19 protein-coding genes are annotated in these 19,252 nt (G+C 57.0%); 5 read left to right on the top strand and 14 right to left on the bottom strand.

Annotated features, from left to right (window positions below):
• Positions 1-19 precede the first annotated feature (19 nt).
• The 9 genes from ridA to G6041_RS15595 form a co-directional block, all read right to left on the bottom strand.
• Entirely contained in the window at positions 20-406 is a 387-nt protein-coding gene (gene ridA / locus G6041_RS15635) for a 2-iminobutanoate/2-iminopropanoate deaminase (protein WP_004388683.1), read from the bottom strand.
• Positions 407-479: 73 nt separating this feature from the next.
• On the bottom strand, positions 480-941 hold the full coding sequence (pyrI, locus tag G6041_RS15630) for an aspartate carbamoyltransferase regulatory subunit (protein WP_007891315.1): 462 nt from the start codon (positions 939-941) through the stop codon (positions 480-482).
• Positions 942-951: 10 nt separating this feature from the next.
• On the bottom strand, positions 952-1,887 hold the full coding sequence (gene pyrB, locus G6041_RS15625) for an aspartate carbamoyltransferase (protein ID WP_012125907.1): 936 nt from the start codon (positions 1,885-1,887) through the stop codon (positions 952-954).
• Positions 1,888-2,140: 253 nt separating this feature from the next.
• Positions 2,141-2,620, bottom strand: a complete 480-nt coding sequence (locus G6041_RS15620; RefSeq protein WP_007798529.1) for an arginine repressor — start codon at positions 2,618-2,620, stop codon at positions 2,141-2,143.
• 168 nt (positions 2,621-2,788) lie between these two features.
• Positions 2,789-4,192, bottom strand: coding sequence for a YfcC family protein (locus G6041_RS15615; RefSeq protein ID WP_012125905.1), 1,404 nt, complete (start codon positions 4,190-4,192; stop codon positions 2,789-2,791).
• A gap of 48 nt (positions 4,193-4,240) precedes the next feature.
• Entirely contained in the window at positions 4,241-5,245 is a 1,005-nt protein-coding gene (gene argF / locus G6041_RS15610) for an ornithine carbamoyltransferase (protein WP_012125904.1), read from the bottom strand.
• A gap of 36 nt (positions 5,246-5,281) precedes the next feature.
• Positions 5,282-6,193 carry a carbamate kinase gene (arcC, locus tag G6041_RS15605; protein ID WP_012125903.1) on the bottom strand — a complete coding sequence of 304 codons (912 nt, stop codon included), beginning with the start codon at positions 6,191-6,193 and terminating at the stop codon, positions 5,282-5,284.
• 10 nt (positions 6,194-6,203) lie between these two features.
• The gene (gene arcA / locus G6041_RS15600; RefSeq protein ID WP_032988949.1) at positions 6,204-7,424 is read right to left on the bottom strand and encodes an arginine deiminase; all 1,221 of its coding nucleotides are present in this window, start codon (positions 7,422-7,424) and stop codon (positions 6,204-6,206) included.
• A 368-nt stretch (positions 7,425-7,792) separates the two neighbouring features.
• Positions 7,793-8,116, bottom strand: a complete 324-nt coding sequence (locus G6041_RS15595) for a hypothetical protein (protein WP_012125901.1) — start codon at positions 8,114-8,116, stop codon at positions 7,793-7,795.
• Here G6041_RS15595 and G6041_RS15590 point away from each other — a divergent pair.
• Complete coding sequence (locus tag G6041_RS15590) at positions 8,096-8,548, top strand: YhcH/YjgK/YiaL family protein (RefSeq protein ID WP_012125897.1); 453 nt, start codon at positions 8,096-8,098, stop codon at positions 8,546-8,548. The two genes, G6041_RS15595 and G6041_RS15590, sit on opposite strands and share 21 nt — an antisense overlap.
• Positions 8,549-8,882: 334 nt before the next feature.
• On the opposite strand, the gene argF (G6041_RS15585) is transcribed toward G6041_RS15590, so the two are convergent.
• The gene (gene argF, locus G6041_RS15585; RefSeq protein ID WP_012125896.1) at positions 8,883-9,887 is read right to left on the bottom strand and encodes an ornithine carbamoyltransferase; all 1,005 of its coding nucleotides are present in this window, start codon (positions 9,885-9,887) and stop codon (positions 8,883-8,885) included.
• A 163-nt stretch (positions 9,888-10,050) separates the two neighbouring features.
• Here argF (G6041_RS15585) and rraB point away from each other — a divergent pair, with 163 nt between their 5' ends.
• The 3 genes from rraB to G6041_RS15570 are packed head-to-tail and all read left to right on the top strand — an operon-like array spanning position 10,051 to position 12,133.
• Positions 10,051-10,470, top strand: a complete 420-nt coding sequence (rraB, locus tag G6041_RS15580; protein ID WP_007854269.1) for a ribonuclease E inhibitor RraB — start codon at positions 10,051-10,053, stop codon at positions 10,468-10,470.
• A gap of 47 nt (positions 10,471-10,517) precedes the next feature.
• Positions 10,518-11,282 (top strand): tRNA isopentenyl-2-thiomethyl-A-37 hydroxylase MiaE, encoded by a 765-nt coding sequence (gene miaE, locus G6041_RS15575; RefSeq protein WP_007854271.1) that lies wholly within the window; start codon positions 10,518-10,520, stop codon positions 11,280-11,282.
• Positions 11,283-11,326: 44 nt separating this feature from the next.
• Positions 11,327-12,133: a hypothetical protein gene (locus G6041_RS15570; protein WP_012125895.1), complete on the top strand. Its 807-nt coding sequence runs from the start codon at positions 11,327-11,329 to the stop codon at positions 12,131-12,133.
• Between the two features lie 48 nt (positions 12,134-12,181).
• On the opposite strand, the gene G6041_RS15565 is transcribed toward G6041_RS15570, so the two are convergent.
• Positions 12,182-12,685, bottom strand: a complete 504-nt coding sequence (locus G6041_RS15565; RefSeq protein ID WP_015387054.1) for a GNAT family N-acetyltransferase — start codon at positions 12,683-12,685, stop codon at positions 12,182-12,184.
• Between the two features lie 194 nt (positions 12,686-12,879).
• On the opposite strand from G6041_RS15565, the gene G6041_RS15560 reads away from it, so the two are divergent.
• The gene (locus G6041_RS15560) at positions 12,880-14,082 is read left to right on the top strand and encodes a YjgN family protein (RefSeq protein ID WP_012125894.1); all 1,203 of its coding nucleotides are present in this window, start codon (positions 12,880-12,882) and stop codon (positions 14,080-14,082) included.
• A gap of 115 nt (positions 14,083-14,197) precedes the next feature.
• On the opposite strand, the gene G6041_RS15555 is transcribed toward G6041_RS15560, so the two are convergent.
• The 3 genes from G6041_RS15555 to pepA form a co-directional block, all read right to left on the bottom strand.
• A complete protein-coding gene (locus G6041_RS15555) occupies positions 14,198-17,053 on the bottom strand; it encodes a valine--tRNA ligase (RefSeq protein ID WP_007854281.1) in 2,856 nt (951 codons plus the stop codon).
• A gap of 2 nt (positions 17,054-17,055) precedes the next feature.
• Positions 17,056-17,517: a DNA polymerase III subunit chi gene (locus G6041_RS15550; protein WP_012125892.1), complete on the bottom strand. Its 462-nt coding sequence runs from the start codon at positions 17,515-17,517 to the stop codon at positions 17,056-17,058.
• A gap of 181 nt (positions 17,518-17,698) precedes the next feature.
• On the bottom strand, positions 17,699-19,210 hold the full coding sequence (gene pepA / locus G6041_RS15545) for a leucyl aminopeptidase (protein ID WP_007780838.1): 1,512 nt from the start codon (positions 19,208-19,210) through the stop codon (positions 17,699-17,701).
• Between the last annotated feature and the right edge of the window lie 42 nt (positions 19,211-19,252).

Raw genomic sequence — 19,252 nt, 5'->3', positions numbered from 1 at the left:
TCTTTTACGTCAGACGCGATTAGCGACGAACGGCGATCGCTTCGATTTCGATTTTCACATCTTTCGGCAGACGCGCCACTTCCACGCAGGAGCGTGCCGGGAAGGTCGCGTTGTGTTCGGTGAAAAACGCTTCGTAAGTGGCGTTAACGGTTGCGAAATCGTTCAGATCTTTGACGAATACCGTGGTTTTCACGATATCACCGACTTTCAGGCCAGCGGCTTCGATAATCGCTTTCACGTTATCCAGCGACTGACGCGCCTGGGCGGCGATGTCGTCCGGCACGCTGCCGGATTTCGGGTCGACCGGGATCTGACCGGAGGTGATAACCATGTTGCCCAGATCGACGGCCTGAACGTAAGGGCCGATAGCGGCAGGGGCATTTTCCGTGGCGATAGTGCGGGACATAATTTCTCCTGAAGTTAACAGCGGTAAGGCTCCCGCTCATTATAGGGAGCCGTAAGGCCATTGCCAGCCACAATTAATCCGCCAGCACGACGTGACGGGCGAACTCTTTCTCGCAATATTTGCACTTGAGCTGCACCGCGTCGCCGCGCGTTTTCACGGCAAAGCTGGAGGAAACCGGCTCGATACGGCTGATGCAGTTACCGTTCGGGCAGACCAGCACGTTTTCGATGCGATCCGGCAGGCTTGGTTTGCTTTTGCCTACCACTTCATAATCGTCGATGCGGTTCACCGTCGCCTGCGGCGCATACAGCGCGAGCTGGTTCACCTGCTCGTCGGTCAGGAAGGTGTTTTCAATTTTGATCAAATCTTTGCGGCCCATTTCGCCGGAAGGCAGATTCAGGCCGATGGTAATACGCTGATCCGTTTCGGTAAGCTTAAACAGGGAAAGCAGTTTGAAGCCGACCTGCGCCGGAATATGGTCAATCACCGTACCGCGACGGATGGCTTCTACCTGAAGTTTATTATCATGGGTCATGGGCTTCTCCTTACAGCGCTAAATCGCGATTCAGTACCAGCGCCAGCAGCGCCTGACGGGCGAAAATGCCGTTGCCCGCCTGCTGGAAATACCAGGCGTGCGGCGTTTTATCCACATCGGTTGTGATCTCATCAATGCGCGGCAGCGGGTGCAGCACTTTCATATTCGCGCGCGCGCCCTGCAAATCGGCGGCGCGCAGCACAAACTGGGCCTTCACGTTGGCGTATTCCGACGGGTCGAGACGCTCTTTCTGCACGCGGGTCATATAGAGAATGTCCACCTCCTGCACCACGTCTTCAATGGCGCTGTGCAGGCTCCACGGAATGCCTTTTTCATCAAGCATATCGAGGATGTACTGCGGCATCGCCAGCGCATCCGGGGCGATAAAGCAGAAGCGGTTGCCGTTGAATTTCGCCAGCGCCTGCGCCAGTGAGTGCACCGTGCGGCCATATTTCAGGTCGCCGACCATTGCGATGGTGAGGTTCTCAAGACGCCCCTGAGTCTCCTGGATGGTAAAGAGATCCAGCAGCGTTTGCGTCGGGTGCTGGTTGGCGCCGTCGCCTGCGTTCAGCACCGGCACGCCGCCGGAAAACTCAGTCGCCAGACGCGCCGCGCCTTCCTGCGGGTGGCGCATCACAATGGCGTCCACATAGGTGCTGATAACCGAAATGGTATCCGCCAGCGTTTCGCCTTTTTTGCCAAGCGAGGTGTTGCTGCTGTCGGAGAAGCCGACCACCGCCGCGCCGAGGCGGTGCATGGAGGTTTCAAACGACAGGCGGGTGCGGGTCGAGGCTTCAAAAAAGCAGCTGGCGATCACTTTGTGCTTCAGCAGCTCCGGCTGCGGGTTCGCTTTCAGCTTCGCCGCCGTCTCCAGCACCAGCTCTAACTCGGCGCGGCTGAGATCGTTGATGGAAATAATATGTTTTTGATAAAGCGGATTAGCCATTTTTGTCTCCTCTTCAGGCCGGCGGACAAACGCTGGACAAAAAAAAGCCCCTCATTGAGGGGCTTTTAACAGCAATTCTGGAACGGAAAGAGCAACGGCCTGGCCGTCAGCTTTCTGACGACGCGGTAAGACAAACTGTCGAACACACTGGACCATGCTTCCTCCGGCAAATTGTCCGGCATTATACGCATGTGCGGTTAGCTGACAAGCAGCAAATGCACACTTTAGCCGCGGGAATCGATTGCTGTGAATATTAATGCATTAAAAGTAAGTAATTAATGCGCTTGTGTACCAGCGCGGTGCGCTTCACATCGCGCGGCGCTATCCAGACGATACTGCTGCCCGCCACCACGCCTAAGATCTCCGGCAGGGCGTGATAATCCAGCACTTTCGCCACCGCGCGGCCATATCCGGCCACCGTATGGACAAGGATAAATTCGCTGTTATGTTCAACGCTCACCACCATTTCCGAGATAGAGCGCGCGGCGTCCGGCGCGGGCTGTAACAGCGGATTTAAGGAATAAATTTTTTGTCCTTTGGCGTTGCGGATTTTAATCACGCCCAGCAGTTTCAGCAGGCGTGAGACGGAGGACTGGCTGATATTGTCAAACCCCTGGCGCTGCATATCGCGCCGGATCTCCTCCTGAGAGCAGTAGGTTTTATTGCTGATAAGCCGCTGGCACACCGCCATTTGCTCCTGCTCTTTCCCGGAATAATCACCGTAATCCTTCATGGACCGTCACTCCTGCGTTGATGAAAGTTGAAGAAAAACGATATTGTTTTCCCGGCCCGCGTCCAGGGAAACCACAATCACCTGGCGAGGCGCGGGCTTTTCCAGAAATGGGAGGCGTTTCATGCGGCGCGATGCCCCTGATTGACAGCGCCGCAACGCCATGTATGGCTAAAACAGCGCGCCGAGGCTGAGCGCGGCCATGTTCAGCACCGTCAGAATCAGTATGAGCGGCGCGACCCATTTCAGATAACGAACGTAAGGCACACGGGCGATAGCGAGCCCGCCCATTACCACCGCCGAGGTGGGCGTAATAAGATTCACGATGCCGGAGGCGGACTGATAGGCGGTGACGACCAGGTCGCGGCCCACGTGGGCGAAATCGGCGAGCGGCGCCATAATCGGCATGGTCAGTACGGCAAGGCCGGAGGACGACGGCACCAGAAACGAGAGCATCACTTCAATCCAGTACGTCACGTTAATAAACACCGTGGTGGAAAGCCCCGAAACCAGGTTTTCCGCGCTGTGCAGAATGGTGTGGGTGATCATGCCGTTATCCATCACCACCACAATGCCGCGCGCGATACCGATGATCAGCGCCACGCCGAGCAGATCCCGCGCGCCGTCGATGAACGTGCTGGTGAACGCCTCTTCGCTCATGCGCGCCACCACGCCGGTGATAATGGCGGCGGCCAGGAACACGCCGGAAATCTCGCCCATCCACCAGCCGCGCACTGCCACGCCGTAAATCATTACCGCAAACGAGGCGGCGAAGATAACCAGAATGATTTTGCGCGTGGCGGTGAAGGGGAGCATCTCGCCGGAGCGGCTGCCGAGAAAGTGCGCGCGGTTAGCTTCCCACTGGTCCGCCACCACAGAACGCGACGGATCCTGACGCACGCGGCGGGCGTAACGCATCACCCACAGCACGCAGATAACCCAGCCAATCACCAGCAGCGCCACGCGCAGCCAGATACCGCTGGTGAACGGAATCCCGGCGGCGTTGGCGGCAATCACCGTCGCGAAGGGGTTAATGGTGGAGCCGAGCGTGCCGATGCCCGCGCCGAGCAGCACCGTGGCGGCGGCGACCAGCGGGTCGAAGCGCGCGGCCATCATCACCGGCACCAGCAGCGTATAAAACGGCAGCGACTCTTCCGCCATACCGTAGATGGTGCCGCCCGCGGCGAACAGCGCCATCAGTATCGGGATCATCCACTCTTCTTTGCCGTGCAGCCGCTCGGTGACGCGTTCGATACCGGCGTCAATCGCGCCGGTTTTGTTCACCACGCCCAGAAAGCCGCCGATGATCAGCACAAACAGCGCCACGTCGATGGCACCTGCGGTATAGGTCACGTGGTTGTAAAGGCCATCCACCGGGGCCAGCAGAATGGCGGTAATGCCCTGCGGATGCGCCTCGACGGGCGCGTACGTGCCCGCGACCGGCACCTCTTTGCCAAGCGTCTCGTTCATCGCCATCTGGTATTTCCCGGCAGGCACGACCCAGGTAAGCGCGGCGACCAGCGCGATCAGCACAAATAAAATGGTGTAAGCGGAAGGAAATTTGAACCTGTGCATGAGGGTATCTCCGAAGCGGCGGGCGCACCGGCGGCGCGCCCGCAAAGGTTATTCGCCAAGCGTCGCCACCATCACGGCTTTGATGGTATGCATACGGTTCTCCGCCTCATCAAACACAATGGAGCAGGGGGACTCGAACACGTCATCGGTCACTTCCAGCCCTTTCAGGCCATAAGCGGCTTCGATCTCGCGCCCGACGGTGGTGTGCTCGTTATGAAACGCGGGCAGGCAGTGCATGAATTTAACGTTCGGGTTGCCGGTCACTTTCACCACCGCCTGGTTGACCTGATAGGGTTTCATCAGCGCGACGCGCTCAGCCCAGGCCTCTTTCGGCTCGCCCATCGACACCCAGACATCGGTGTAGAGGAAATCGACGCCGTCCACGCCTTCATCCACATGCTCGGTGAGGATGATACGCGCGCCGGTTTCCGCCGCGATGGCGCGGCACTGTTCGACTAACGCCTCTTCCGGCCAGAAGGCTTTCGGGGCCACCAGGCGGATCTCCATGCCCATTTTCGCGGCACCCACCATCAGCGAATTGCCCATGTTGTTGCGCGCGTCGCCAAGATACGCAAAGCGGATCTGCGGGAGCGTTTTGCCTGGCGAGTGCTCCAGCATGGTCATCAGGTCAGCCAGGATTTGCGTCGGGTGAAACTCATTAGTGAGGCCATTCCACACCGGCACGCCCGCGAATTCGCCAAGTTCCTCGACAATCGCCTGGCCGTAGCCGCGATATTCGATGCCGTCATACATGCGCCCCAGTACGCGGGCGGTGTCTTTCATCGACTCCTTATGGCCAATCTGCGAGCCGCTCGGCCCGATGTACGTCACCTGCGCGCCCTGATCGAACGCGCCGACTTCAAACGCGCAGCGGGTACGGGTGGAGGTTTTTTCAAAAATCAGCGCGATGTTTTTGCCCACCAGCGTTTTCTTCTCGCGCCCGGCTTTTTTATCGGCTTTCAGTTGCATGGCGAGATCGATGAGATACTGGATCTCTGCCGGGGTGTAGTCGAGCAGTTTCAGGAAGTTGCGCTTTTTCAGGTTGATAGTCATGGTGAAATCCTTGTTGCGTGAAAGCGGTGAGAAAACTTACTGGCGAATCAGCGTGCCTTTATCGCCTGCGAGAATGGCGAGACCGTCGCCCAGCGCGCCGATGCCTGCGATGCCGCCGCACTGCTCAACAAAGGCACAGCAGGCGGCCACTTTCGGCCCCATCGAGCCTGCGTCGAAGCGCAGCTCCGCCAGCTGGGAAGGCGTTACCTGTGTGAGCGGACGCTGGGTTGGCTTGCGCCAGTCGGCGTACACCGCGTCGGCGTCGGTCAGGATCAGCAGCGCGTCGGCGTGTAACTGGCGTGCCAGCAGCGCGGCCGAGAGATCTTTATCGATAACCGCCTCGATACCGTGGTAGCCGTCGGCGTTGTCCACCACCGGCACGCCGCCGCCGCCGTTGCAAATCACCAGATGGTCGCGCTCGATAAGCGCCTGGATGGCATCGCTCTCGATAATCCGTTGCGGCTGGGGCGAGGGCACCACGCGGCGGAAGTAAGGCCCGTCGGCTTTCATCGTCCAGCCTTTGTCGGCGGCGAGCTGGTCGGCCTGGGCTTTGTCATAGACCGGGCCGATGTATTTGGTTGGGTTCTTAAACGCCGGATCGTTGTCATTCACCGCCACCTGCGTCAGCAGCACGCTGACTTCGCGATCCGGCAGCTGATTTTTCAGCGACTGTTGCAGCAGGTAGCCGATCATTCCCTGGCTTTCGGCACCCAGAATGTCGAGCGGGTAAGGCGTCACGTTCTGGTAAGCGCTGTTTTGCAACGCCAGCAGACCGACCTGCGGGCCGTTGCCGTGCACCAGCACCACGCGCCACTGGCGGGTGAGCTGAGCGATGGTGTGAGCCGCCAGTTCGACGTTATGACGCTGAATCTCGGCCTCCAGCGGTTCGCCGCGTTTCAGCAGCGCGTTGCCGCCAAGCGCCACCACCAGCGTGGGTTTCTTCTCCATGGTCTTCTCCTTAAATGCCGTCGCGTTCCAGCGGGCAGCTCATGCAGCGCGCGCCGCCGCGTCCGCGGCCCAGCTCGTCGCCAGGGATCGGCAGCACGGTGATGCCGGCCTTGTCATATTTCTCGTTGGTCCAGGTGTTGCGCTCATAGCCAATCACCACGCCGGGGCGCACGGTCAGCACGTTGTTAGCGTCGTTCCACTGCTCGCGCTCGGCCTCAAACGCATCGCCGCCGGTGGTGATGAGCCGTATCTGATCGATGCCGAGCGCCTGTTCCAGCGCATAAACCAGCGTTTTCTCTTCGGTACGCGCGATGCCGCCGCGCCCGTCCGGCGTTAAGGTCCAGCACTTCACATCGGGGCGCACCACTTCGGGGTAGACGGAGAACGTGTCGATATCGATATGCGTCATCACGGTATCGAGGTGCATGCAGGAGCGGTGTTTCGGTAATTCCACGGCGATAACGCGCGTCGCCTGCTGGTGTTTAAACAGGGCGCTCGCGAGGAATTCCACCCCCTGCGGCGTGGTGCGTTCAGACATGCCGATTAATACCGCGCCGCGGCCAATGACTAATACATCGCCGCCTTCCAGCGTGGCGTGGTCGTAATTAATATTCTGGTCGCCGAAATATTTAATAAATTCGCCATCGGCAAATGCCGGATGCCAGCGATAAATCGCACGCAGATTATTGGTTTCACGCTGGCGCGCCGGTTTTGCCATTGGGTTAATCGACACACCGTTATATATCCAGCAGGAGGTGTCACGGGTAAATAAATGATTAGGCAGCGGCTCCATAATAAAGTCGTTGGCGCCGTGCGTATCGACCACCATATTATGAATCGAAGCCGGGATCTCACTAAACGTCAGCCCGCCGCTTAAGCGCCGCGCCAGCTCCCGATGCGGCAGGTCGGCAAGCCAGCCGCGCACATCGGCGGCAAAAGAGGGGCCAAGGCGGTATTCAGAAACCTGCGTCTCCAGCAGCCAGTCTTTCGCCTCCGGGATATCCAGCGTGCGTGTCAGGAGATCCGTCAGTAATAATACTTCCACACCTTGGTCGCGCAGGGTGCGTGCGAAAATATCGTGCTCTTCCCCCGCGCGCTCGACCGATAATACATCGTCAAACAGTAATTCCTGACAATTAGACGGCGTCAGTCTTTTCAGGCTTAAATTAGGGCGGTGCAGCATAACGCTGCGTAATTGACCTATTTCCGATCCCACGTAATGCTTTTCCATATTTATTCCTTGGCTGATTTTCAGAATAAAAACGGCGGCATTATGCGACGCGTGTTCGCATAACGAGTTACCGTGCAGATTGAATTCGAAATAAATAGTAATGGAGCGCTGATTTGATTGTGTGATGAATATCACGAGCGATGCAGTGATTTTATTATTCCGCCGTAATAATGATTTATTTCATGGAAAGTTTAATTAATTTATCGGGCTATATGAATCACTACGCAGAATAGACGGCGCTTATTCCGTGTTGTTAAAAATCTGTTTTTGGACAACAAATAAGCAAATTATTAATTAATTGAAAATTAAGCGTTTTATTTTTTAAAAAAGATGATTATGCAGTTATGGCGCGCGTTTATTTTTGAAGCTCAGGAATAAAGCAAATAATTATGGTGCTGCTGTGCCTGTTTGTGAGGTAAACGAAACGTGATGGTGCCGTCTTTTTTCATTTTCTCGCTGATAAAACAAACACCTACAGCGATGCTGTCAATAGTATTCGCCAGGGTTATGCATAAAACCTGCATAAACGTCTGGCGGGGATTAACAAGCTGGTAACGCGCCGCACGATAACCATGCGCCAGAACAGATTTTACCGAGAAAGCAGTAGCGCCCCGGCACGATAGCTCGTATAACACAATAAAATGAAACGCTGTTTTATATAAGGAGAAGGCATGATTATCGGTAATATTCACGCGTTGGGCGAATGGCTGCCCGCGCCTTTTCGCGAGGCGATTGAGCAGGTGAAGCAGCAGGTAACGCCGCAGACCGCGCCGGGCAAGTACGAACTGGACGGCAATCGCCTCTTTTTTCTGCTTTCGGAAGACACAACCGAGCCGCTGGCGGACCGCCGCGCCGAGTATCACGCGCGTTATCTGGATATTCAGATTGTGCTGGCGGGCCGCGAAGGAATGACCTTCAGCACGTTACCGCCGGGCGCGCCCGACACCGACTGGCTGGCGGATAAAGATATCGCATTTCTGCCCGAAGGCGTGCAGGAGAAAACCGTGGTGCTGGAGGAGGGCGATTTCGTGATTTTCTGGCCGGGGGAAGTGCATAAGCCGCTGTGTGCGGTGGGCGATCCGGCCCCCGTGCGCAAAGCAGTCGTGAAGATGTTGATGGCGTGAGGGAGTTGTAGGGTGGGAACCCGCAGCGCCTTATTAACCACCATCAGCAAGGCGGGTGCGCGGTGCTTACCCGCCCTACGGTGAGCGTTGTTTTGTAGGGTGGGTAAGCGAAGCGCACCCACCGTTCAATTATCAGCAAGGCGGGTGCGCGAGGCTTACCCGCCCTACGGTAAGCATTGTTCTGTAGGGTGGGTAAGCGCAGTGCCTCCACCATTTAATTATCAGCAAGGCGGGTGCGCGGTGCTTACCCGCCCTACGGTGAGCGTTGTTCTGTAGGGTGGGTAAGCGAAGCGCACCCACCATCCAGCTTCTGGCAAGCCGCCTGCCCTGCAAGCTACTCAGACAGCGTCGCCACCATCACCGCTTTGATCGTATGCATCCGGTTTTCGGCCTGATCGAACACGATACTGTGCGCGGATTCAAACACCTCGTCGGTCACTTCCATGCCGCCTTTCAGGCCATACTCCTGCGCCATCTGCTCGCCGAGCGTGGTCTCGTCGTCGTGAAACGCCGGCAGACAGTGCAGGAATTTCACGTTCGGGTTGCCGGTCTGCATCAGCATCTGGCTGTTAACCTGATATGGCCGCAGCAGCGCGATACGCTCAGCCCACTTCTCTTTGGCTTCGCCCATCGACACCCAGACATCGGTATAGATGAAATCCGCGCCCTTCACACCTGCGGCGATATCCTCGGTAAGCATGATCCGCCCGCCGGTCTCTTTCGCCATTGCCTGGCATTCGGCGACAAGCTCGGCGGCAGGCCAGCAGCGCTCAGGCGCGACCAGACGCAAATCCAGCCCCATCAGCGCGGCGGCTTCCAGCATTGAATTGCCCATGTTGTTGCGCGCATCGCCTGCATACACCAGCGTCATCTCGTTAAACGCTTTGCCCGGCAGATGCTCCTGCATGGTCAGCAGATCTGCCAGGAGTTGCGTCGGGTGAAACTCATCGGTCAGTCCGTTCCACACCGGCACGCCTGCGTACTGCGCCAGCGTTTCGACGATTTCCTGGCCAAAACCGCGATACTGAATGCCGTCATACATGCGGCCCAGCACGCGGGCGGTATCCTTAATTGACTCTTTATGCCCAATCTGACTGCCGCTCGGGCCGAGATACGTGACGCGCGCGCCTTGATCATATGCGGCAACTTCGAAAGAGCATCGCGTGCGGGTTGAGTCTTTTTCGAAGATGAGCGCAATATTTTTTCCGGCAAGCTTTTGAACTTCAACGCCATTTTTCTTATCGCTTTTAAGCTTTGCGGAAAGCTCCAGCAGCAGGTGGATTTGAGCGGGCGTAAAATCGAGCAGTTTTAAAAACGATTTCTGGTACAACGCAGACATAATTTCCCTCGCTGGCTGACGCCACTTATTGAATTAATATTCAACATATATGTATGAATATTCATTTGCAACCCCCGATGTTAAAACTTTGCGGTGAAAGGTGGAGGCATTCCCGCGGGTGTGTGAAAATAGAAGGTATCTGCCACACACTGAGGAACGAGCCATGGCAAACCCGGAATTACTGGAAGAGCAGCGCGAAGAGACGCGTCTGATTATTGAAGAGCTGCTTGAAGATGGCAGCGATCCTGACGCGCTGTACACCATTGAACACCATTTCTCGGCAGACGATTTCGACACGCTGGAGAAACTGGCGGTGGAAGTGTTTAAGCTTGGCTATGAAGTGACGGACCCGGAAGAGCTGGAGCTGGAAGAGGGCGGTGAAACCGTCATCTGCTGCGACGCGCTGAGCGAGTGCGCGCTGAACGCCGAACTTATCGACGCCCAGGTTGAACAGCTGATGAACCTGGCGGAGAAGTTTAACGTCGAATATGACGGCTGGGGCACTTACTTTGAAGACCCGGACGGCGAAGAAGACGAAGACGACGACGGCATGGATGAAGACGACGACGGTGTTCGTCACTAAGTCGCAGTTTGCGGCAGCGCTGCGCTGCCGCATTTCAGGAACCCCGCATGAATTACGACGCACTCCTCCTCCCCGTTAAAAATTTCCTTCACTGCGCCACTCCGCAAGCCTGGATAGATGAAGCCAGAGCGCCGGAAAACTTACCGCTGCTGCTGACCGACCACATGATTTGCGAGTTAAAAGCCGCGCAAACCGCGATGCTGCTCATTCGGCGCTATGTGGCGGATAAAAGCGGTTCTGATGAGCTGCTCGGCTGGCTACAGCCCTATGAAGATTTCACCTATCGCGAAGGGCCGGAGCCCGATTTCCTGGCGCTGCATAAGCGCATCGGCAAGAGCGTGATGCCGCACACCGACGATCCGTGGGGCCAGACGCTGATCGATAGCATGGTGCTGCTTATCAAAGAAGAATTACACCACTTCTGGCAGGTGCGCGAAATGATGCAGGCGCGTAACATCCCGTATGTCAAAATCACCGCCAGCCGCTATGCGCGCGGGATGCGACGCGAAATGCGCACGTATGAGCCCGCCACGCTTGTCGACAAGCTGATTTGCGGCGCGTATATCGAAGCCCGCTCATGCGAGCGTTTCGCGGCGCTGGCGCCGTATCTGGACGACGATTTGCAGAAGTTTTACCTGTCGCTGCTGCGCTCGGAAGCGCGCCACTATCAGGATTATCTCTCGCTGGCGCAGCAGATTTCGCCCGAGGACATCGCGCCGCGCGTACAGGCGCTGGGCGAAGCGGAAGCGCGGCTGATTAATCAGCCTGATACCGAATTCCGTTTTCACAGCGGCGTACCGGTAAGCGCGTGAGCCGGCGGGCTTTATAAAAACTATCAATACCAAAGGGATAAAGGATGAACTGGAACCATGTCATGCTCTCCGCGCTGGTGGGCATTGTGCTCGCTGTGGTGGCGTCTGCGCTCTATAAAAAAGGCAAAGTGAATAAACTCGCGGCCGTCGCGATTTTTGTCGTCGGCATTGTGCTGTGGAATATCGCGGACATCGCGTGGCTGAGAAACGCGAACACGTCGCCGGAGCAGGGCTTTGACGAGGTGTTTAACAGCATGCCGTTGTATAAACTCATTAAAGAGAAAGATCCGGCGTTCTACGCGCGCCTGCGTGGTCAGGCGCTGGAAATGGCGAAGCAGGGCAAAACGCAGCAGGATATTATCGACGCGATGCAGGCGAATATGGCCGAGCTTGAGATGCAGCGCATCCAGTTCGCGCCGGATGAAGATGTGATCGCGTATATGCGCGTCAATATGGAACAGACCCGCGAAATGCAGCAGCACAGCGACGACGCCTGTTTCCGCTTCCTGATGCCGCAGGTGAAAGGCGGCGTGAACCCGGTTCAGATGCTGTCGAAAGACGTTATCGCGAAGCGTATGGATGTCGAAACGAAGCTGCTGTCGGCAAGTTACAGCCAGAACGCGCACAAGGTGACGCCGCAGGAGCAGAAAATGGCGGAAGAGACGCTGGCGCCGATTGGTCAGTCGCTGGCGGCGAAATATGGCGACACGATTGAGGTCTTTACCGATCCGCAAAAAGGCGTCGGTCAGGAAAAACAGGTCTGTAATATGGTGCAGGATCTCTGGCATGACGTGCTGGCGCTGCCGCCGGAAAAAGCCGGGCCGGTTATTCGTATCTCCATGCAGCAATAATAAAAAAGCCGGGTCAGCCCGGCTTTTTTATTTCGCGGTTTCACGCGCTCAGAGCGTTTTTAACATTCGCACTTCGCAATCCACATGGCCGGTGCAGCCGAGCGGCTCGGAAATATGCGCGAAGCCCAGGCGTTCATACAGCGCAATCGCCTCTTTTAAAAAGGCGGTCGTTTCGAGATAGCAGCGGCGATAGCCTTGCGAGCGGGCGAAATCCATCGCCTGTAACGCCAGTTTTTTCGCAAGCCCTCTGCCGCGCGCGACGGGCAGAAAATACATTTTTTGCAGCTCGCAGATGTCCGTTTCGCTACAGGCCAGCGGCGCAATACCGCCGCCGCCTACGACTTCACCGTCTAATTCAATCACCCAGTACGCATGGCCTGGCTTGCTGTATTGCGTATACAGCACGTCGAGATTGGGGTCTGCGACGGTGTAGCCTTTATCCGCCGTCAGGCCATATTCCGCGGAAACCTGGCGGATCACTCTGGCGACCGTCGCGTTATCCGCGGCCGTCATTCTGCGCATAATAATGTCTACCGGCGCCTCAACATTCATCATTTACTCTGATGTCATCTGTTCAACATAGTGTTGTGCTTAATACCACTACAGGAAGAGTGACGCAAGCCCAGGAATATTGGCTGCTATTATTCTTTCCGGGGCTTTATTACACTAAAGTACGCACTGGATTAACCCTAAGATATTAACGGTTATAACGGCGCTTTTTTCTTTTTTACAGAATAAGGATTGTTATGTCGGACGATAATAAATTCCTGGCAGGGAATAAGACACACGCATTCTCGTTTCAGGGCAGCGGCGGCGGATATTTCCCCGTCTGGCTGGTCAACATACTGTTAACGGTGTTCACCGCCGGGCTGTTTTTACCCTGGGCGATGGTGCGTGCACGCCGTTATTTTTACGAAAATACCGAACTGGCAGGCGCACGTTTTTCTTATCACGCCACAGGCGGCGCGATTTTCGTCGGCTGGATCTGCCTTGCGCTTCTCTACGTCGTATTTGTGATTAATGCAGTCTATGAAAATACCTTTTTAACCCTCTGCATGGTGCTGCTGTTTATCGCGTTTGCGCCGTTCCTTATTATGCAGGGCCTGCGCTACCAGCTGCTGATGACGAAGCTTAACGGCCTGCGTTTTAGCTTTAAAGCCAGCCCGCTGCGCGCCTGGTGGGTGATGCTCGGCTGCCCGCTGCTGATTGCGATTCTGGTGACAGCCGTGATGGGGCTGGTCTTTACGATTGCGGGTTCCAGCCAGAGTATGACCGGTATTATTGTCGGTATTGCGCTGTCGGTTCTGGTGGGGCTTGTGGGTACCGCGCTGATGCAGGGTATTTACGCCGCGCAGTGGTACGGCCTGCTGGTCAATAACCTGCAATATGGAAAACACCGTTTTGCGATTAACCTGAATGTAAAAACCTGCACCTTTATTTATCTCAAGGCGATGCTGCTGTTTGTGCCGTTTATCGCGGTAGCTTTGATTATGCTGGCGCCAGTGATGACTCAGATGTTGCATTACAGTGTATATGGTATGAATAGCCAGGAAGAAATGCTTAGCTTTTTGATATCGCTTATTATGAGCGTTTTACTGCCGTATTTCATTTATATGATCGGCATTCTGGTCTGCTTTAGCTTCGCGTTTGTGAAACTGCGTAACTACGCCTATCAGCAGATGTCGCTGGAAGGCGGGATTACTTTCCGCTCCACCGCGAGCGTCGGTTCTTTTGTCTGGATCATTCTGAGCAATTTCATGGTCTGCGGTATCACCTTTGGTCTGGCGTGGCCGTGGGCGAAAGTGCGCCTGACGCGCTACCTGCTGGAAAACACGCATGTTGACGGCGAGCTGGACAACCTGGCGCTGGTCGATCACGACGAACAGCCGCGTAACGATCCGGCAAGCGTGCTGGGCCGTGGTTTCTCCATTCTGCCTTTCGCACTCTGAAAATAAGCTCAGGGCTTCGGCCCGCTAAAAGCATAACGGCGCTCAGTTGAGCGCCGTTTTTTTGCGAAATACCGCCATAAAAAAGCCGGGTCGCCCCGGCTTTTATTCAACTGACTTACAGCGCGCTAATCACGCCCTGCTGTTCTATCAGTTTGGCTTTCGCCTCGTGATAGCCCGCCAGTTTTTCGCGCTCTTTGGCGATAACGGCTTCCGGCGCGCGGGCCACAAAGCCTTCGTTACCGAGTTTGCTTTCGATGCGGCCGATTTCGCCTTCGATTTTGGCCACTTCTTTCGCAAGACGCGCCAGCTCGGCGTCTTTATCAATCAGCCCAGCCATCGGGATCAGCAGCTCGGCACCGTCGATGATTTTGGTCACCGACACCGGGCCTTTGTCATCGGCAGGCAGCACGGTAATGCTTTCAAGGCGCGCCAGCGTCTGCAGGAAGCCGCGGTTGTCGTTAACACGACGCTGCGCGTCCTGGCTGCAACCGCGCAGCAGCAGCGCCAGCGGTTTGCCCGGCGCGATGTTCATCTCGGCGCGAATATTACGCACGGCGATGATAGCCTGCTTCAGCCACTCGGTATCCGCCAGCGCCGCGTCGTCCACGCGGGACGCGTCAAACGCCGGGAACGGCTGGAGCATAATGGTATCGGCGTCGATACCGGCGATAACCTTCACGCGCTGCCAGATGGTTTCCGTAATGAACGGGATGATCGGATGCGCGAGACGCAGCAGACCTTCCAGTACGGTCACCAGCGTGTTGCGGGTACCGCGCAGTTCAGCTTCTGAACCGCCGTTCATGACCGGCTTGGTCAGCTCCAGATACCAGTCGCAGAACTGGTTCCAGGTGAATTCATACAGGATGCCCGCCGCGATATCGAAGCGGAAGTTATCCAGCGCGTCGCGGTACGCTTTTACGGTCTGGTTGAATTCTGCCAGGATCCAGCGATCGGCCAGCGACAGCACTTTCTCGCCACCGTTAAAACCGCAATCCTGATCTTCGGTGTTCATCAGCACGAAACGGCTGGCGTTCCACAGCTTGTTACAGAAGTTGCGGTAGCCTTCGAGACGCTTCATGTCCCAGTTGATGTCGCGACCGGTAGAGGCCAGCGCCGCCAGCGTAAAGCGCAGGGCGTCGGTGCCGTGCGGCTCGATGCCTTCCGGGAACTGCTTCTCGGTGCGCTTGCGGATTTTCTCCGCCAGCTGCGGCTGCATCATGTTGCCGGTGCGTTTCTCCAGCAATTCTTCCAGCGTAATGCCGTCGACCATATCCAGCGGGTCAATTACGTTGCCCTTGGATTTGGACATCTTCTGGCCTTCGTCGTCGCGGATAAGACCGGTCATGTAGACGGTCTTGAACGGCACCTGCGGTTTGCCGTTTTCATCTTTGATGAAGTGCATGGTCATCATGATCATGCGGGCAATCCAGAAGAAGATGATGTCAAAGCCGGAGACCATGACGCTGGTCGGGTGGAACTGACGCAGCGCGTCGGTGTTTTCCGGCCAGCCGAGGGTCGAGAACGTCCAGAGAGCGGAGGAGAACCAGGTGTCCAGTACGTCGTCATCCTGGCGCAGCGCGACGTCCGCGGACAGGTTATTTTCCTGACGCACTTCCTCTTCGCTGCGGCCTACGTAGACGTTGCCTTCGGCATCGTACCAGGCCGGAATGCGGTGGCCCCACCAGAGCTGACGGGAGATACACCAGTCCTGAATATCGCGCATCCAGGAGAAATACATGTTTTCGTACTGCTTCGGTACGAACTGGATATCGCCGTTTTCTACCGCTTCCACCGCCGGTTTCGCCAGCACGTCGGCGCGGACGTACCACTGGTCGGTCAGCATCGGTTCGATAACCACGCCGCCGCGATCGCCGTAAGGCACGGTCAGATCGTGCGGTTTGATCTCTTCGAGCAGGCCGAGTTCATCCACGGCCGCCACGATCGCTTTACGCGCGGCGAAGCGTTCCATCTTCTGGAACTGCGCCGGGATCTCGTTTGAATAAACGTCAGATTCGTTGCCTTTGGTGTCGTAGACTTCCGCGCTTTCACGGATATCGCCGTCGAAAGTCAGGATGTTGATCATCGGCAGCTGATGACGACGACCCACTTCGTAGTCGTTGAAATCGTGCGCTGGCGTGATCTTCACGCAGCCGGTGCCTTTTTCCATATCGGCGTGTTCGTCGCCGACGATCGGGATGCGGCGGTTAACCAGCGGCAGCACGACATATTTGCCGATCAGATCTTTATAACGAGGATCTTCAGGGTTTACGGCAACGCCGGTATCGCCCAGCAGGGTTTCCGGACGCGTGGTGGCGACCACCAGGTAATCTTTGCCGTCGGCGGTTTTCGCGCCGTCCGCCAGCGGATAGCGGATATGCCACATCGAGCCTTTTGACTCGCGGTTTTCCACTTCCAGGTCAGAGATGGCGGTGCGCAGTTTCGGGTCCCAGTTCACGAGACGCTTGCCGCGATAGATCAGATCTTCTTTATAAAGACGGACGAACACCTCTTTCACCGCGTTGGAGAGGCCTTCATCCATGGTGAAGCGCTCGCGCTCCCAGTCCACCGAGTTACCCAGACGACGCATCTGGCGCGTGATGGTGCCGCCGGATTCCGCTTTCCACTCCCAGATTTTGTCGATGAAGGCGTCGCGGCCGTAGTCGTGGCGGGTTTTCCCTTCTTCAGCGGCGATTTTACGCTCGACGACCATCTGGGTCGCGATACCGGCGTGGTCGGTGCCGACCTGCCACAGGGTATTTTTACCCTGCATGCGCTGGTAGCGGATCATGGTGTCCATGATGGTTTGCTGGAAGGCGTGACCCATATGCAAACTGCCGGTGACGTTCGGCGGCGGGATCATGATGCAGAAGCTTTCCTGGCTCTCGTCGCCGTTGGGTTTGAAATAGCCCTGCTGCTCCCAGTGCTCGTAAAGCGGCTGTTCGATATCTTGGGGGTTATATGTCTTTTCCATTTCTACTGTGTCGTTCCGGGCGCCGTGAAGGTGGCCGTGGTCAAGTGGAAACCGGCGGCGCGATAGGCTTTGTAGCGTTCGCGCGCCAGTTGTTTCTGGGATTCGTCGTAAGGTACGAAGTCTACCACTTCATAGAAAGCAGTGGCAAAAGCTGCGAATTCCGGCAGCAGGCTTATCAGAAGCTCCCGCGGGCTGCTGCCGCGTTTTTGCGGCCAGGCTATTTCCACCGGCGCGCCGCCGCGCGGCCCTTCGCCCGCGAGATTGTGCGGCACGAAGCTGCCCGGGTCGCGCTTCCAGAGCGCTTCGTCAATGCGGGTGGCCTGGGCTTCGTCGACGCAGGCAATCAGGATGCGTTTCCCTGCGCGCCAGCGCGCAGCGGCAACGTCGCACACCAGTTGTTCGACGGCGCTCAGGCCGTCGGCGGTGTCGTCGTTGTCCAGCAGGTAAAACGTTGCGTTCTTCATAAGCGATACCCGTGGTGTTTCACGTTGCCTCGTTGTTGGCTGCAAACGTCGCCCTGATTCGGGTAGGGCGAGTCTTTTTAGCGGAATGGTGGTTTTTTGTAGGGTGGGTAAGCAAAGCGCACCCACCGTCTGTCAGCGCGTCGGGCGATTCCCTCTCCCCAACGGAGAGAGGGAGAGCGTCTTACTCTTCGCCGTTAAACCCGGCGCGGTTTAGCAGGAACTGTGACAGCAGCGCAACCGGGCGGCCGGTGGCCCCCTTCGCCTTGCCGGAGCGCCAGGCGGTGCCGGCGATATCCAGGTGCGCCCAGTTATATTTACGCGTAAAGCGCGACAGGAAGCACCCGGCGGTAATCGCGCCGCCAGGACGTCCACCGATATTCGCCATATCCGCGAAATTCGACTCCAGCTGCTCCTGGAACTCGTCCGCCAGCGGCAGACGCCAGGCGCGGTCGCCCGCCTGCTCGGACGCGCTGATAAGCTCATGCGCCAGCGGGTTGTGGTTCGACATCAGCCCGGTGATGTGATGGCCAAGCGCAATCACGCACGCGCCGGTCAGCGTCGCCACATCGATGACCACTTCCGGGTCGAAGCGCTCGACATACGTCAGCACATCGCACAGCACCAGACGGCCTTCAGCGTCGGTATTCAGCACTTCCACCGTCTGGCCGGACATGGTTGTCAGCACGTCGCCCGGACGATACGCGCGTCCGCCTGGCATGTTTTCACAGCCCGCCAGAATACCGGTCACGTTCACCGGCAGGTTCAGCTCAGCCACCATGCGCATCACGCCGTACACCGCCGCCGCGCCGCACATGTCATATTTCATCTCGTCCATCCCTTCGGACGGTTTAATCGAGATGCCGCCGGAGTCAAAGGTCAGCCCTTTGCCCACCAGCACAATCGGACGGGCGTCCGGCTCGCTGCTGCCTTTATATTCAATCACCGACATCAGGGATTCGTTCTGCGAGCCTTCGCCCACCGCCAGGTACGAATGCATGCCCAGCTCTTTCATCTGCTGTTCGCCAATCACGCGGGTGACGACGTTTTTGCTAAAGGAGTCGGCCAGCTGGCGCGCCTGAGAGGCGAGATACGCGGCATTACAGATGTTTGGCGGCATATTGCCCAGATCTTTAGCGGCTTTAATGCCGGAGGCGATTGCCAGACCGTGCTGAATCGCGCGCTCGCCGCTGGTGAGTTCACGGCGGGTCGGCACGTTGAACACCATTTTGCGCAGCGGACGACGCGGCTCGCTCTTGTTCGTCTTTAACTGATCGAAGCTGTAGAGCGTCTCTTTCGCCGTCTCTACCGCCTGGCGCACTTTCCAGTACGTGTTGCGGCCTTTGACGTGCAGCTCGGTCAGGAAACAAACCGCTTCCATCGATCCGGTATCATTCAGAGTATTGATGGTTTTCTGAATCACCTGCTTATACTGACGCTCATCCAGCTCGCGCTCTTTGCCGCAGCCGATAAGCAGGATACGTTCTGACAACACATTCGGAACGTGATGAAGCAACAAGGTCTGGCCCGGTTTGCCCTCCAGCTCACCGCGACGCAGCAAGGCGCTGATATAGCCGTCGCTGATTTTATCGAGTTGTTCGGCGATGGGAGAGAGACGGCGCGGCTCAAAGACGCCTACAACAATGCAGGCACTGCGCTGTTTTTCCGGGCTCCCGCTTTTTACACTGAACTCCATGCACTACGCTCCTGAATCTTAAAGACAACGGCGGCGGCTACA

The sequence above is a fragment of the Cronobacter sp. HA18003 genome (assembly GCF_011605905.1).
Classification (GTDB): domain Bacteria; phylum Pseudomonadota; class Gammaproteobacteria; order Enterobacterales; family Enterobacteriaceae; genus Cronobacter; species Cronobacter sakazakii.
Note: the sequence above shows the minus strand (reverse complement) of the source record. Positions and strands in the feature narration are given on the sequence as shown.

Coding starts and splice junctions, on each gene's coding strand:
- ridA (WP_004388683.1), bottom strand. CDS start 406: ATGTCCCGCACTATCGCCACGGAAAATGCCCCTGCCGCTATCGGCCCT.
- pyrI (WP_007891315.1), bottom strand. CDS start 941: ATGACCCATGATAATAAACTTCAGGTAGAAGCCATCCGTCGCGGTACG.
- pyrB (WP_012125907.1), bottom strand. CDS start 1,887: ATGGCTAATCCGCTTTATCAAAAACATATTATTTCCATCAACGATCTC.
- G6041_RS15620 (WP_007798529.1), bottom strand. CDS start 2,620: ATGAAGGATTACGGTGATTATTCCGGGAAAGAGCAGGAGCAAATGGCG.
- G6041_RS15615 (WP_012125905.1), bottom strand. CDS start 4,192: ATGCACAGGTTCAAATTTCCTTCCGCTTACACCATTTTATTTGTGCTG.
- argF (WP_012125904.1), bottom strand. CDS start 5,245: ATGACTATCAACCTGAAAAAGCGCAACTTCCTGAAACTGCTCGACTAC.
- arcC (WP_012125903.1), bottom strand. CDS start 6,193: ATGGAGAAGAAACCCACGCTGGTGGTGGCGCTTGGCGGCAACGCGCTG.
- arcA (WP_032988949.1), bottom strand. CDS start 7,424: ATGGAAAAGCATTACGTGGGATCGGAAATAGGTCAATTACGCAGCGTT.
- G6041_RS15590 (WP_012125897.1), top strand. CDS start 8,096: ATGATTATCGGTAATATTCACGCGTTGGGCGAATGGCTGCCCGCGCCT.
- argF (WP_012125896.1), bottom strand. CDS start 9,887: ATGTCTGCGTTGTACCAGAAATCGTTTTTAAAACTGCTCGATTTTACG.
- rraB (WP_007854269.1), top strand. CDS start 10,051: ATGGCAAACCCGGAATTACTGGAAGAGCAGCGCGAAGAGACGCGTCTG.
- miaE (WP_007854271.1), top strand. CDS start 10,518: ATGAATTACGACGCACTCCTCCTCCCCGTTAAAAATTTCCTTCACTGC.
- G6041_RS15570 (WP_012125895.1), top strand. CDS start 11,327: ATGAACTGGAACCATGTCATGCTCTCCGCGCTGGTGGGCATTGTGCTC.
- G6041_RS15565 (WP_015387054.1), bottom strand. CDS start 12,685: ATGAATGTTGAGGCGCCGGTAGACATTATTATGCGCAGAATGACGGCC.
- G6041_RS15560 (WP_012125894.1), top strand. CDS start 12,880: ATGTCGGACGATAATAAATTCCTGGCAGGGAATAAGACACACGCATTC.
- G6041_RS15555 (WP_007854281.1), bottom strand. CDS start 17,053: ATGGAAAAGACATATAACCCCCAAGATATCGAACAGCCGCTTTACGAG.
- G6041_RS15550 (WP_012125892.1), bottom strand. CDS start 17,517: ATGAAGAACGCAACGTTTTACCTGCTGGACAACGACGACACCGCCGAC.
- pepA (WP_007780838.1), bottom strand. CDS start 19,210: ATGGAGTTCAGTGTAAAAAGCGGGAGCCCGGAAAAACAGCGCAGTGCC.